The sequence below is a fragment of the Streptomyces sp. Q6 genome (genome assembly GCF_036967205.1).
GTDB lineage: Bacteria > Actinomycetota > Actinomycetes > Streptomycetales > Streptomycetaceae > Streptomyces > Streptomyces citrinus.
This window is the reverse complement of sequence record NZ_CP146022.1, coordinates 4751176-4765614: the sequence shown is the minus strand read 5'-3', so window position 1 is coordinate 4765614 and position 14439 is coordinate 4751176. Positions and strand designations below refer to the sequence as shown.

The window sequence follows — 14439 nt, the reverse complement described above, 5'->3', positions numbered from 1 at the left end:
CTGACGAACCGTCAGGCAAGGGGGTGCGCACGGCTGTTCCGTCACGGAGCCCAGAGCCCGTCGGCGTTCAGCCCGAGCAGCTCGATGGCGTTTCCGCGCACGATCCGCTCGACGAGGTCCGGCGCGAGGTGCCCCATCTGCGCCTCGCCGACCTCCTTGGACTTCGGCCAGGTGGAGTCGGAGTGCGGATAGTCGGTCTCGTAGAGGACGTTGGCGACCCCGATGGCGTCGAGGTTCTTCAGGCCGAAGGCGTCGTCGAAGAAGCAGCCGTAGACGTGGTCGGCGAAGTACTCGCTCGGCGGCTTCATGACCTTGTCGGCGACGCCGCCCCAGCCGCGGTTCTCCTCCCACACCACATCGGCGCGCTCCAGGATGTAGGGAATCCAGCCGATCTGCCCCTCGGCGTACATGATCCGCAGGTTCGGGAACCGCTCGAACTTGCCGCTCATGAGCCAGTCCACCATGGAGAAACAGCAGTTGGCGAAGGTGATGGTGGAGCCGACGGCGGGCGGCGCGTCGGGCGAGGTGCTCGGCATCTTGCTGCTGCTGCCGATGTGCATGGCGATGACGGTCCCGGTCTCGTCACAGGCGGCGAGGAACGGGTCCCAGGCGTCGGTGTGGACGCTGGGCAGCCCGAGGTGCGGCGGTATCTCGGAGAAGGCGACGGCGCGGACCCCCCGGGCGGCGTTCCTGCGCACCTCGGCGGCGGCGAGCTCGGCGTCCCACAGGGGGATGAGGGTGAGCGGGATCAGCCGCCCCCGGGCCTCGGGACCGCACCACTCCTCGACCATCCAGTCGTTGTAGGCGCGCACCCCGAGCAGCCCGAGCTCGCGGTCCGACGCCTCGGTGAAGGTCTGCCCGCAGAAGCGCGGGAAGGTGGGGAAGCACAGGGCGGACTGCACATGGTTGACGTCCATGTCGGCCAGCCGGGCGGGGACGTCGTACGACCCCTTCCGCATCTGCTCGTACGTGATCACCTCCAGCTTGATCTCGTCCCTGTCGTAGCCGACGGCGGTGTCCAGCCGGGTCAGCGGCCGGTGCAGATCCTCGTAGACCCACCAGTCGCCGATGGGCCCGTCGTCCCCGGGCTCGCCCATGACGGGTGCGAACTTTCCCCCGAGAAAGGTCATTTCCTTCAGGGGTGCGCGGACGATACGGGGACCGACGTCGAGGTACTTCTTCGGCAGCCGGTCGGACCACACGGTGGGCGGTTCGACGGTGTGGTCGTCGACGGAGATGATGCGCGGGAACTCGGTCGATTTCAGGGCGTTCTGGGCGTTGGCGGTCTCCGAAGTCTCCATACGGGCCACGGTAGCGCCGATCTGACGACCCGTCAGCTAGCGCGTCACGGGCGCGATACCGACGGGTGGTGAGGTACGGACACGTGAGATGTCTGTGATGGCTGTCTCCCGCGGCTGACGTATCCGCCATGAACAAGGCAAACTGACGGAGTTGTCCTCGACCGCGCGCCGCCGCGTCGGCGCGCCGTCTGGACGACGTACGAACGAGATGTGAGTGACGGGTGCTGTGCGGCGGCAGGGGGGCAGCGACGATGGACGGTGTACCGCGGGTGCCGGAGCAGCGACGGTCCGGCATGCCCGAGGACACCTCGGCGGAGTCGGCCGACCGGACCGCCGACCTGCGCTTCAGCGTGCTCGGCCCGGTACGGGCCTGGCGCGGGGGCGAACCGCTGGCGACGGGATCGCCGCAGCAGCGCGCCCTCCTGGCGGCACTGCTCCTGCGGGACGGCCGCACGGCGACCGCCGGTGAACTCATCGACGCGGTGTGGGGCGACGAGTCCCCCTCCCAGGCCCTCGCCGCCCTGCGCACGTACGCGTCGCGGCTGCGCAAGGTCCTCGGCCCCGACATCCTGGTCAGCGAGTCGGGCGGCTACGCGATCCGCTCGCTGAGCCGCGACGCGCTCGACCTGGCGGCGGCGGAGTTCCTGTGGTCGGACGCGGAGAAGGCCCGCCAGTCGAACGACCTCTGCCAGGCACGGCTCCTGGTGAACAAGGCGCTGGGCCTGTGGGACGGCGAACCCCTGGCGAACGTCCCGGGGCCGTACGCGGAGACCCAGCGCGCCCGCCTGGAGGAGTGGCGGCTCCAACTCCTCGAATCCCGCCTCGACATGGACCTGGAACAGGGCTGCCACGCGGAAGCGGTGTCGGAACTGACGGCCCTGACCGCGGCACACCCGCTGCGTGAGCGGCTGCGCGAACTGCTGATGCTGGCGCTGTACAGGAGCGGCCGCCAGGCGGAGGCCCTCGCGGTCTACGCGGACACGCGCCGCCTGCTGGCCGACGAGCTCGGCGTGGACCCGCGCCCCGGCCTGTCGGAGCTGCAACAGCGCATCCTCCAGGCGGACCCGGCCCTCGCGGAGCCCTCGGCCCCGGCCCCCAGGCCGCCGCCGCGCCGATCCGCCCCGCCCAACTCCCGGCCACCGTCCCGGACTTCACCGGCCGGGCCTCGTTCGTGACGGAACTGAGCGAGGTCCTGTCGTCGGCGTCGTCCGAGGAGGGCACGGGCTCGGTGATGGCCGTCTCCGCGGTGGCGGGCATCGGCGGCGTCGGCAAGACGACCCTCGCGGTGCACGTGGCCCACGCGGCCCGCGCGTCGTTCCCCGACGGCCAGCTGTACGTGGACCTCCAGGGCGCGGGTGCGCGGGCGGCCGAGCCGGAGACGGTCCTCGGCTCGTTCCTGAGAGCCCTGGGCACCCCCGACTCGGCGATCCCGGACTCCCTGGAGGAACGGGCGGCGCTCTACCGCTCCACCCTCGACGGCCGCCGCATCCTGGTCCTCCTCGACAACGCCCGCGACGCGGCCCAGGTCAGACCCCTGCTCCCCGGGACGGAGGGGTGCGCGGCACTGATCACGGGCCGGGTCCGCATGGTCGACCTGGCGGGCGCGCACCTGGTGGACCTGGACGTCATGTCACCGGAGGAGGCCCTCCTCCTCTTCACGCGCATCGTCGGCGAGGAGCGCGTCGCGTCGGAGCGCAAGGCGGCACTGGACGTGGTCGCGGCATGCGGCTTCCTCCCGCTCGCCATCCGCATCGCGGCCTCCCGCCTGGCGGCCCGCCGCACCTGGACGGTCTCGGTCCTGGCGGCGAAGCTGGCGGACGAACGCCGCCGCCTCGACGAACTCCAGGCCGGCGACCTCGCCGTGAAGGCCACCTTCGAACTCGGCTACGGCCAACTGGAACCGGCCCAGGCCCGAGCCTTCCGCCTCCTGGGCCTCGCGGACGGCCCCGACATCTCCCTCGCGGCGGCCGCGGCGGTCCTGGACCTGACCCCCGAGGACACCGAGGACGTCCTGGAATCCCTGGTCGACACGTCCCTCCTCGAGTCGGCGGCCCCGGGCAGATACCGCTACCACGACCTGGTCCGGCTCTACGCGCGTGCGTGCGCGGAACGCGACGAGATGCCGCCGGCGGAGCGGGGCGCGGCGATGTCCCGCCTGCTGGACTTCTATCTGGCCACGGCGGCCCGGGTCTATGCGATCGAGCGGCCGGGGGACCGCACGGTCGACCACCTGGAGACGACCTCCGTGCCGGGCCGGCAGTTCGCCGATGACACCAAGGCGCTCGACTGGCTGCATTCGGAGGCCGGCTGCATCCTGTCGTGCGTCCAGCAGTCCCTGAACTCCTTCCTGCGGCGGGCCGTCGACCTTCTCCTGGCCTCGAAGGATCTGGCCGAGTCCGGAGTCAGCTCGCTCCGCTACGAGGCCGTGGCGCGAGCCGCGCGGGACGCGGCCGCCGCCGCGGGCGAGCCCCATGCCGAAGGGCGCGCCCGCACCACCCTCGCCCAGGTGCTGAGCAGGGCCGGCCAGTTCGACCAGGCCCAGGTCGAGGCCACGCGCGCGGTCGAGCTCGGCCAGGCGTCGGGCGACCCCTGGACCCGGGGCAACGCGCCGAACGAGCAGGGCATCATCGCCAACCTCAGGAACCAGCGCGCGTCGAGCGAGGTCTACCTGCTCACGGCGGTGGAGGCCTTCCGGGCCGACGACAACCGCCCCGGCGAGGCCAGCGCCCTGTGCAATCTCTCACGCGTCCTCGTCGACATGGGACAGACCTCCCGCGCCGTGGAGCTGGCCCGCCAGGGCATCACGATCTACGACGAACTGGGCCTCACCTTCAGGCTCGCCAACGCCCGCTACGCCCTCGGGATCGCCTTGAGCCACAGCGGCCGGCACACAGAGGCCCTGGACCAGCTCTCCGAGGCGCTCCAGGTCTTCGTCGAGAGCCGTCAGCGGCTCTGGGAGGGCACGACGCACTACCGCATGGCCGAGGTGCTGCTCTCCGCGCGCATGCCGGCCCAGGCGGCCCAGCACGCCGAACAGGCGCTGGCCACCGGCTGCATCGGCGGTGAGTGGATGCGCGCCAACGTGCTGACCCTCCTGGGGCGCGCCCTCGCTTCCCTCGGCCAGACGGACCGGGCCAGAGCCTGCTGGCGGGAGGCCCTGGCCATCCATGACCTCGCGGGAACACACGAGGCCGCGGAGTTGCGCCGGCTGCTCAACCCGATCGCCGCCTGACATCAGCCACAGGCGTTCAGCGAACGTTTATGAGTACCTGGGACTCTCGGTCTGTCGAACCGTCGCGTCGGGGGGCAGACGGATCGCCAGGGGCCCCACAGATATGGTGAGCGGCCCTGGAACGCCCGTTCGGGGACCCTCGGGGGAGTCACCGAGCGGGCGTTTCCAACCCATAACGCCGTCCATACAGGGGAGTTATCGCGATGAGCGACGACAAGAAGAAGATCGAAGAGGCCACCACTCAGGACAGCCACATGCCGGCCCCTCCGAGCGATGACGCGATCGTCACCATGGACAGCCACATGCCTGCTCCGCCGAGCGACGACGCGATCGTCACCATGGACAGCCACATGCCCGCGCCGCCTGCCACGGGCGCATAGACCTTCTCTCCCGACGGGGATCGGCCGCGGCGGCGCGGAGGGGGAGCCGCCGCGGCCGAGGCATGTCCGACGCCGCTTCAGAACAATCGGTGGCGTGATCCGTTCGACCCTCCGACGGATCGGTCACCACCCTGGACAGCCACATGCCGGTCGCACCGCAGGACAGCCACATGCCGTAGGACCGACAAGCACACGACGCACCGGGGGCCGAGCCCAAGCTCGGCCCCCTCGCCCGTTCCTACGGCACACATCCCGCTCCCGCCCGCGCCCCAACGCCCTCCGGACACAGGGCACACGGCACACGGCACAGGGCACAGCACCCCGTACGGGATCAACAACCCCCCTGTCACGGAACCGTTCCAGCCGTCGACCACCGCACGCCTCCGCCACCCGCACCGGGAAACCACCACCCCGGCCCCGCCCCCGCAGCCGCCCCACACCCCCGTAGCCCCCCATTTCCCGGGGTCGAACAGGGGTCCGGAGCGCCTCGCGGCCGAGCATCCGGCGGCGTACGAGCAGCCTCCGCACCACCCTCACCGCCCCATCCCATGTAACGGCCATGTATGAGCACGCGGTCGAGCGGAACGGCTCCCCGCGCCCCGTGGGTCCTACGGGTCAGACGCACCGCACGACACCAAGCACCCACCCACCGCGCCGACCGCAAGGAAGAGACGACCACCATGCGTGCTCAGAAGACCGCCCTCGCCGCCCTGGCCCTCGTCGCGGGCCTCTCGCTCACCGCCTGCCAGGGCAACGACGACGCCGCCGGAAGCAGCGACTCCGGCTCCTCGGCACCCTCCTCCTCCACGCCGTCCTCCTCCGCCCCGTCCTCCTCCGCCCCGTCCGACGGCTCCGGCAGCGCCGGCGGCAGCAACGCCGCCGACCAGAGCTCCACGAGCGGCGGCGGCGACAGTGACGAGGGCAGCGGCGGCGGCCAGATCAACACCGGCCCCTGCAAGACCGCGAACCTCGCCTTCAGCACCTCCCACGGCATGGGCGAGGGCGACCTCCTGGTCAGCCTCAGGAACACCGGCGACGCCTGCTACCTCAAGGGCTTCCCGGGCGTCGACCTCAAGGCCGACAGCGGCCCCGGCGGCATCAGCGCCGCGCGCAGCGACGTCGCCGCCCCGAGCGTCGTCCTGAAGAACGGCGAGACGACCCGCTTCACTCTGCACACCCCGCGCAACGACACCGGCGGCTCCGGCCTGACGATCACCCAGATCGTCGTCACGCCGCCCAACGAGACGCACTCCAAGACCCTGCCGGTCACCCTCAACCTCCCCGTCACGAACTCCCCCTCCGAAGCGGGCGTCACCGTCGACCCCGTCGGCACGGGCAAGCAGTAACCGCGCGTTCGGCCTACCACCGCGCGCCCTCGCACCCCGCCTCTGCGTTCCATGGAGCCACCGGTCCGCCCGCCGCCCCATCGAAACGGAGCCCGCTGATGCGAGCCGCCGCCCGCCCCGCAGCCGTAGCCGTAGCCGCCCTCACCGTCCTGGCCGTCGCAGGCCCCGCCCACGCCGAGAACGAGCCCGGGTGGCCCGACAAGCCCTCGCTCTCCATCACGCCCGACCCCGCCGTCCCCGGCTCCACGGTCGTCGTCTCCGTCGCGGGAGGCTGCACGGCGACCTCGGCGACCGCCACCTCCACCGCGTTCTCGGAGTCCGTCCGGCTGTCGACCGGGTCGGCCGGTACGTACACGGGTACCGCCACCGTCTCCGAGTCGGCCACCGGCACCCACTCGGTGTCCGTGTCCTGCGAGGGCGGCAGCACGTCGACGCACCGCATCAAGGTCGGTCACGGCGGCAGCGGCGACCACGGCTGGACCGAGAACCCCACCGTCGACAAGGGCGTCAAGGCGGGCATCGGCGGCGACGACGGGATCTCCGCGACCGACACCGCGCAGCTCGTCCTCGGCGGCCTCCTCATGGCGGGAGCGGTCGGCGGCGCCCTCTACGTCGTACGCCGCCGGGCCGCCGACCGGTAGCTCAGGCGAACAGCCGCGTCTCCGCCACCGGCAGGCCCTTCGCCCACCAGTGGTCATAGCGCCGGTACGCCGTCTCGTCCCGCTCCCCGAGCAGCCGCCGCAACCCGCGCGCCTCCTCCTCCAGCGCCTCCCACACCGCGGCGGGCAGCGGCCGGAACGCCCCCACCTCCACACCGCCCCCGTCGACCGTGCGCCACACCCCGGCGACATACCCGTCCACCAGGACCGTCGGCAGCACGTCCCCGTTCACCCGGGTCACGTGCTTGCGGTACTCGGGCGGCACGACCCGGCCCCGGTCGGCGTACGCCAGGAGCACGCTGTCCCACATCGCCATCAGCCGGGGCGGCGCCGGCACGTCCTCGGCGGGGAGGTCCCTGCCGGGTACGTCGTAGAAGACCTGCCCTCCCGGCCCGGCCAGCTCCACCAGGTCCGCCCCGAGCGCCGCCCGCACCCGCCCCTTCTGTACGAGCCCGAACTGGGCCATGTCCGCCACCGACGCCGGGCCGAAGCCCTCCAGATAGCGGCGGATCAGCGCGCCGAGCCCCGCCTCCACGGCCCGCGCGTCCGCGAGGTCGGGCAGCGCGCCCCGCGCCGCCACGAACCCCTGCCGGCTGTCCGACGTGAAGCCCCAGGGCGCCCCCGCCACCGGCGCGTGCCACAGCGGCGCCCACTGCCGCAGCATCCGCCACGCGGGCCGCACCGCCACCGCGTCCACACCCGCGCGCCCGGCAAGCCACTCCCCCAACTCCCGAGCTCCACACGGGCGTTCGGCGAGCGACAGCAACTCGGGGAGCAGCGCCGCCGCGTCGGTCTCCGTCAGACCCGACGCCGTGAACCGGCGGTCCCGCAGCCGGGCCCCGCGCACCGTCGGCTCCACCGCCGCCCGGAACTCCCGGTAGTCGTCGGCGTGCACCGCGTGCAGCGTGATCCGCATCAGCGTCGACTTCACGACCCGGAAGTCCGCGTACAGCGCGTCCAGCGCCGCCGCCTCGAACCCCGCCACCCGGTTCCACAGGGCCACGTACGGCGAAGCGGGCTGCTGCGCCTGGAGCGCGACAACCCGCTTCACCACGTCCTCGACCGGCAGCGCGGCCCGTTCGAGGAGCAACTGCCGTGCCAGGGTTGACCTGTTGAGTGCCAGCGCGGTGATCTCCATACCGCGCATTGTGCCGCCCCGGGCTCAGAGCTGCCGCGCGACCTCGGTGGCCCAGTACGTCAGGATCATGCTCGCGCCGGCCCGCTTGATGCCGGTCAGCGACTCGAAGATCGCCTTGTCCCGGTCGATCCAGCCGCGCTGCGCCGCCGCCTCGATCATCGCGTACTCGCCACTGATCTGGTACGCGGCCACCGGCACGTCCGACTCGGCGGCCACCCGCGCCAGGATGTCGAGGTAGGGACCCGCCGGCTTGACCATGACCATGTCGGCGCCCTCCTCCAGGTCGAGCGCCAACTCCCGCAGCGACTCACGGGCGTTGGCCGGGTCCTGCTGGTACGTCTTGCGGTCGCCCCGCAGCGACGAGCCGACGGCCTCGCGGAACGGCCCGTAGAACGCCGACGAGTACTTCGCCGTGTAGGCGAGGACCGCGACGTCCTCACGGCCGATCTGGTCCAACGCGTCGCGGACGACGCCGATCTGACCGTCCATCATCCCCGAGGGACCCACCACGTGGGCGCCCGCGTCCGCCTGCACCTGCGCCATCTCGGCGTACCGCTCCAGGGTGGCGTCGTTGTCGACCCGGCCGTCCGCGTCCAGCACCCCACAGTGCCCGTGGTCGGTGAACTCGTCGAGGCACAGGTCCGACATGACGATGAGGTCGTCCCCGACCTCGGCCCGTACGTCGCGCAGCGCGACCTGGAGGATCCCGTCCGGGTCGGTGCCGTCCGTACCGGCCCCGTCCTTCTTCTCGTCCAGCGGCACGCCGAACAGCATGATCCCGGAGACCCCCGCCTCGACGGCCTCGACGGCCGCCTTCTTCAGCGAGTCACGGGTGTGCTGGTACACGCCCGGCATGGAACCGATCTCCACCGGCTCCGCGATCCCCTCCCGCACGAACGCCGGGAGGATCAGGTCGGCCGGATGCAGTCGCGTCTCGGCGACCATGCGCCGCATCACGGGAGTCGTGCGCAGCCGCCGGGGCCGCGAACCGGGGAAAGAGCCGTACCGAGTCACTGGTCTGTCACCTCGTACCTACACGTACCTACGAAAACGAAGCGGGGCGGGCATCCGGCCGAAACCGGGTGCCCGCCCCCACTCTCTCCTACGGAGCCGCCCTGCGGCGCCGCGCCCCCGGCCGGCGCTCGCTGGGCCGGGTCACCGGGTCGCCCGCCTCGATGGCGGCGTCCCTGCGCCGGGCACCGAAGTCGGCGAGCGCGGCGGCCAGCTTGTGCACCGAAGGCTCCGGAGCCATGACGTCGACCCGCAGGCCGTGCTCCTCGGCGGTCTTGGCGGTGGCCGGGCCGATGCAGGCGATGACCGTCACGTTGTGCGGCTTGCCGGCGATACCGACCAAGTTGCGCACCGTGCTCGACGACGTGAACAGCACGGCGTCGAAGCCACCGCCCTTGATCGCCTCACGGGTGTCCGCCGGCGGCGGCGAGGCGCGCACGGTCCGGTACGCCGTGACGTCGTCGACCTCCCAGCCCAGCTCGATGAGCCCGGCGACCAGGGTCTCGGTCGCGATGTCGGCACGCGGCAGGAAGACGCGGTCGATCGGGTCGAAGACCGGGTCGTACGGCGGCCAGTCCTCCAGCAGACCGGCGGCGCTCTGCTCACCGCTCGGCACCAGGTCCGGCTTGACGCCGAACGCGATCAGCGCGTTCGCCGTCTGCTCGCCCACCGCCGCGACCTTGATCCCGGCGAAGGCGCGGGCGTCGAGCCCGTACTCCTCGAACTTCTCGCGGACGGCCTTCACCGCGTTGACCGACGTGAAGGCGATCCACTCGTAGCGGCCGGTGACCAGGCCCTTGACCGCGCGCTCCATCTGCTGCGGCGTACGCGGCGGCTCGACGGCGATGGTCGGCACCTCGTGCGGCACCGCGCCGTACGAGCGCAGCTGGTCGGAGAGTGACTCCGCCTGCTCCTTGGTGCGCGGCACGAGCACCCGCCAGCCGAAGAGCGGCTTGGACTCGAACCAGGACAGCTGGTCGCGCCGGGCGGCGGCACTGCGCTCACCGACCACGGCTATCACCGGGCGGTTGCCCTCCGGCGACGGCAGCACCTTGGCCTGCTTCAGGGTCTGCGCGATCGTGCCGAGCGTCGCCGACCACGTCTTCTGCCGGGTCGTCGTACCGGCGACCGTGACGGAGAGCGGGGTGTCGGGCTTGCGGCCCGCCGTCACCAGCTCACCGGCGGCCGCGGCCACGGCGTCGAGCGTCGTCGAGACGACGACCGTGCCGTCGGAGGCCCCGACCTCGGTCCAGCAGCGGTCGGAGGCGGTCCGGGCGTCCACGAAACGGACATCCGCGCCCTGCGCGTCCCGCAGCGGGACACCGGCGTACGCGGGCACGCCCACGGCCGCCGCGACACCCGGGACGACCTCGAAGTCGATGCCCTCGGAGGCGCAGGCGAGCATCTCCTCGGCCGCGTACGTGTCGAGCCCGGGGTCCCCGGAGACCGCACGCACGACCCGCTTGCCGCCCCGCGCGGCCTCCATGACAAGATTGGCCCAGTCCCTCAGAGCCGGGACCGCGACGGCAGTTGACGCCTCGTCAGCAGCAGCCGTGAGCCCCGGCGTGTCCGCGTCCAGCACGGTCACGCCCGACTTGGCGTGCGTGCGTACGACGTCGAGCACTTCGGGCTCGGCGATCAGCACATCCGCTCGGGTCAGGGCCTCCACGGCCCGTAGGGTCAGCAGTCCTGGGTCACCGGGACCGGCACCCAGGAAGGTGACGTGCCCAGGTGCGCAGGCGGTCGATTCAGCGGTGGTGGGGCTCAAAGTGCTCGCTCCCCCATCAGACCGGCCGCACCCTTGGCCAGCATCTCGGCGGCGAGTTCGCGCCCGAGAGCCAGCGCCTCGTCCTCGGACGAGGGCACGGGACCGGTGGTGGACAGCTGCACGAGCTCGGAGCCGTCGGCGGAACCGACGACGCCGCGCAGGCGCATTTCCTTGACAATCTGCCCGTCGGCCAGCAGGTCGGCCAACGCACCCACAGGTGCGCTGCAGCCGGCCTCCAGGGCGGCGAGCAGGGCTCGCTCGGCGGTCACGGCGACCCGGGTGACCGGGTCGTCCAGCTCGGCGAGCGTGGCGGCGAGTTCACCGTTCCTGGCGGTGCACTCGACTGCCAGTGCCCCCTGACCGGGGGCGGGCAGGACGATGTCGGTGGAGAGGAAGTCGGTCACTTCTCCGCTCCGCCCGATGCGGTTGAGCCCGGCCGCCGCGAGAACGACGGCGTCCAGCTCCCCCTTGTGTACGTAACCGATGCGGGTGTCGATGTTCCCCCGGATCGGCACGGTCTCGATCCGCAGGCCGTGGCTCTTCGCGTACGCGTTGAGCTGCGCCATGCGCCGCAGCGAACCGGTGCCCACCCTGGCGGCCCCCGTCGGGGACTGGGCGGCCAGCTCGATGAACGTCAGTCCGTCGCGGGCGATCAGTACGTCGCGCGGGTCCTCGCGCTCCGGGATCGCGGCCAGCGTAAGACCGTCGGGCTGCGCGGTCGGCAGGTCCTTGAGGGAGTGCACCGCGAAGTCGATCTCACCGCTCTCCAGCGCGTCGCGCAGCGCGGTGACGAAGATCCCGGTGCCGCCGATCTGCGAGATGTGCGCGCGGTTCACGTCACCGTACGAGGTGATCTCCACGAGCTCGACCTCGCGGCCGGTCAACTGGCGTACGGCTTCGGCGACATGCCCGGACTGGGTCATGGCCAGCTTGCTGCGCCTGGTGCCCAGCCTCAGTGCTCTCTCGGCTGTCATGCCGGGCCTCGATTCTTACCTGCCGTGCCGGTTGCGGATTCACGGTCTTGGGGGGTGGCACGGGAGACGGAAGCCACCGTCTCCTGGTCCAGGTCGAACAGGGTCCGCAGAGCGTCCGCGTACCCGGCGCCGCCGGGCTCGGCCGCCAGCTGCTTGACCCGTACGGTCGGCGCGTGCAGGAGCTTGTCCACCACGCGTCGCACGGTCTGGGTGATCTCCGCGCGCTGCTTGTCGTCGAGGCCGGGCAGCCGGCCGTCGAGGCGCGCGATCTCGTTCGCCACCACGTCCGCGGCCATCGTGCGCAGCGCGACGACGGTCGGCGTGATGTGCGCGGCCCGCTGGGCGGCGCCGAACGCGGTGACCTCCTCGCCCACGATCGCCCGCACCATGTCCACGTCGGCGGCCATCGGAGCGTCGGCGGAGGCCTCGGCGAGGGACTCGATGTCGACGAGGCGGACCCCGTCGATACGGTGCGCGGCCGCGTCGATGTCACGCGGCATCGCCAGGTCGAGCAGGGCGAGCGCCACGTGGCGCACGGGCTCGGGGTGCGCTCGCGGCGCATCTCCGGCACACGTCCCGCGGCGGCGAGCGCGGCGATGGCGTCGGCCTCGGACGGCTCGGGGCGCGCACCCGCCGGCCCGGGGCGTTGTCCACCCAGGCGCCGTGCTGCTCCAGGGCCGCCGCGTCGAACCCGGCGACGGCGGCCTCGCCCTCGACGGAGAACCCGCCGCGCACGGCCTCGACCGGGCAGCTGTCGACAACACCCTTGCCGGAGGCGGGAGTCGAGGGGGCGGGCACCTCGGCGCCCGCGGTCGGCGTGCGGCCCGCGACGGCGGCGCGGACGACCTCGGCGGTGAGCACGAGACCGGTCGCGCCGGTACAGGAGATGACGACGTCGGCACGTGTCAGTTCGTCGGCCACGGCGTCCATGGCGACGGCACGGGCGGCGGTACCGGCCTCGCTCCGGCCGTGTCCGTAGTTCTCTTCGAGAAGGGCGACGAGGCGCTCGGCGCGCTCCGCGGTCCGGTTGGCGACGACGACCTCGGCCACTCCGGCCCGCGCGAGCGTGGCGGCGGCCAGCGAGGACATCGACCCGGCGCCGATGACGAGCGCGCGCTTGTCCCGCGCCCAGGCGTCCACGGACCGGCCCACGGCGAGCTGTTCGAGCCCGAAGGTGACCAGCGACTGACCGGCGCGGTCGATGCCCGTCTCGGAGTGGGCGCGCTTGCCCACCCGCAGCGCCTGCTGGAAGAGGTCGTTGAGGAGCTTGCCCGCGGAGTGCAGCTCCTGCGCCCGCGCCAGGGTGTCCTTGATCTGGCCGAGGATCTGGCCCTCGCCGACGACCATCGAGTCGAGCCCGCACGCCACCGAGAACAGGTGGTGCACCGCCCGGTCCTCGTAGTGCACATAAAGATAAGGAGTGAGCTCGTCCAGACCGACCCCGCTGTGCTGCGCGAGCAGCGTCGACAGCTCGGCGACACCGGCGTGGAACTTGTCGACGTCCGCGTACAGCTCGATGCGGTTGCAGGTGGCGAGGACGGCGGCCTCGGTGGCCGGCTCGGCCGCGAGAGTGTCCTGAAGGAGCTTGGCCTGGGTGTCCGCGTTGAGCGCGGCCCGCTCCAGAACGCTGACCGGGGCGCTGCGGTGGCTCAGCCCGACGACGAGGAGACTCATGCCGGCATCACGGCGGGCACGTCCCCGTCGGGTCCCTTGCGGTGGGTGCCGCCGCCGGCGGCGGGCTTGGTGACCTTGGCGGCGGGCCCCTCGACGCCGACGGCGCCCTCGGCGGCCTCGATCGCGCCCTCGCCGGCCTTGCGCTGCTCGTGGAAGGCGAGGATCTGGAGCTCGATGGAGAGGTCGACCTTGCGTACGTCGACACCGTCCGGCACGGACAGGACGGTCGGCGCGAAGTTCAGGATGGAGGTGACACCGGCGGCGACGAGCCGGTCGCAGACCTGCTGCGCGGCTCCGGCCGGAGTCGCGATGACGCCGATGGAGACGCCGTTGTCGTCGATGATCTTTTCCAGCTCATCGGTGTGCTGCACGGCCATGCCCGCGACGGGCTTGCCGGCCATGGCCGGATCCGCGTCTATGAGGGCCGCGACACGGAACCCGCGCGAGGCGAAACCACCGTAATTGGCAAGCGCCGCACCGAGGTTACCGATACCGACGATCACGACCGGCCAGTCCTGCGTGAGGCCGAGCTCGCGCGAGATCTGGTAGACGAGGTACTCGACGTCGTAGCCGACACCGCGCGTCCCGTACGACCCGAGGTAGGAGAAGTCCTTGCGCAGCTTCGCGGAGTTGACCCCCGCCGCGGCCGCGAGCTCCTCGGAGGAGACCGTGGGCACCGAGCGCTCCGACAGAGCGGTGAGGGCTCGGAGGTACAGCGGAAGCCGGGCGACGGTGGCCTCGGGAATGCCTCGGCTGCGGGTCGCCGGTCGGTGAGTTCGGCCAGTTGCCACGGTGCTCCTGCGGGTAGAGCGGGGCTGTGGGCGGCGATTCGTTCCAAGACCGCCCCGTCGAATGCAGGCTATGTCTTTGTGAACGCGTGCACAAAGATGGTGTCCGATTTGCCCGGCCAACGTGACCGGGGTCACGCGCCCCCGGCGCGCGGAAATGGAACCGGC

Annotated in this window: 9 protein-coding genes and 2 pseudogenes; 4 read left to right on the top strand and 7 right to left on the bottom strand. The window is 72.1% G+C overall.

All coding sequences use genetic code 11. The features are described from left to right. Positions 1–41: 41 nt before the first annotated feature. Positions 42–1301 carry an amidohydrolase family protein gene (locus V2W30_RS22295; RefSeq protein WP_338699060.1) on the bottom strand — a complete coding sequence of 420 codons (1260 nt, stop codon included), beginning with the start codon at positions 1299–1301 and terminating at the stop codon, positions 42–44. A 251-nt stretch (positions 1302–1552) separates the two neighbouring features. On the opposite strand from V2W30_RS22295, the pseudogene V2W30_RS22290 reads away from it, so the two are divergent. From V2W30_RS22290 to V2W30_RS22275, 4 genes and pseudogenes are all read left to right on the top strand, one after another. Continuing rightward, positions 1553–4533 (top strand): annotated as a pseudogene (locus V2W30_RS22290) (BTAD domain-containing putative transcriptional regulator). Between the two features lie 203 nt (positions 4534–4736). Beyond that, complete coding sequence (locus V2W30_RS22285; protein WP_338699059.1) at positions 4737–4913, top strand: hypothetical protein; 177 nt, start codon at positions 4737–4739, stop codon at positions 4911–4913. A 680-nt stretch (positions 4914–5593) separates the two neighbouring features. Beyond that, positions 5594–6259, top strand: coding sequence for a DUF4232 domain-containing protein (locus V2W30_RS22280; RefSeq protein WP_338699057.1), 666 nt, complete (start codon positions 5594–5596; stop codon positions 6257–6259). Positions 6260–6357: 98 nt separating this feature from the next. After that, complete coding sequence (locus V2W30_RS22275) at positions 6358–6900, top strand: hypothetical protein (RefSeq protein ID WP_338699055.1); 543 nt, start codon at positions 6358–6360, stop codon at positions 6898–6900. Between the two features lies 1 nt (position 6901). On the opposite strand, the gene V2W30_RS22270 is transcribed toward V2W30_RS22275, so the two are convergent. The 6 genes and pseudogenes from V2W30_RS22270 to V2W30_RS22245 all read right to left on the bottom strand — a co-directional run bounded on the left by V2W30_RS22270 (position 6902) and on the right by V2W30_RS22245 (position 14274). Next, positions 6902–8056, bottom strand: a complete 1155-nt coding sequence (locus V2W30_RS22270) for a winged helix DNA-binding domain-containing protein (protein ID WP_338699053.1) — start codon at positions 8054–8056, stop codon at positions 6902–6904. A gap of 24 nt (positions 8057–8080) precedes the next feature. Further along, positions 8081–9070 (bottom strand): porphobilinogen synthase, encoded by a 990-nt coding sequence (gene hemB, locus V2W30_RS22265; RefSeq protein WP_338699051.1) that lies wholly within the window; start codon positions 9068–9070, stop codon positions 8081–8083. An 88-nt stretch (positions 9071–9158) separates the two neighbouring features. Continuing rightward, positions 9159–10835 (bottom strand): bifunctional uroporphyrinogen-III C-methyltransferase/uroporphyrinogen-III synthase, encoded by a 1677-nt coding sequence (locus V2W30_RS22260; RefSeq protein WP_338699049.1) that lies wholly within the window; start codon positions 10833–10835, stop codon positions 9159–9161. Further along, entirely contained in the window at positions 10832–11809 is a 978-nt protein-coding gene (gene hemC / locus V2W30_RS22255; RefSeq protein WP_338699047.1) for a hydroxymethylbilane synthase, read from the bottom strand. The genes V2W30_RS22260 and hemC overlap by 4 nt, the downstream gene beginning before the upstream one ends. Then, positions 11806–13483, bottom strand: a pseudogene (locus V2W30_RS22250) (glutamyl-tRNA reductase). Before V2W30_RS22250 ends, hemC begins: the two are co-directional and overlap by 4 nt. After that, entirely contained in the window at positions 13480–14274 is a 795-nt protein-coding gene (locus tag V2W30_RS22245) for a redox-sensing transcriptional repressor Rex (protein WP_338699045.1), read from the bottom strand. Before V2W30_RS22245 ends, V2W30_RS22250 begins: the two are co-directional and overlap by 4 nt. Positions 14275–14439: the final 165 nt, after the last annotated feature.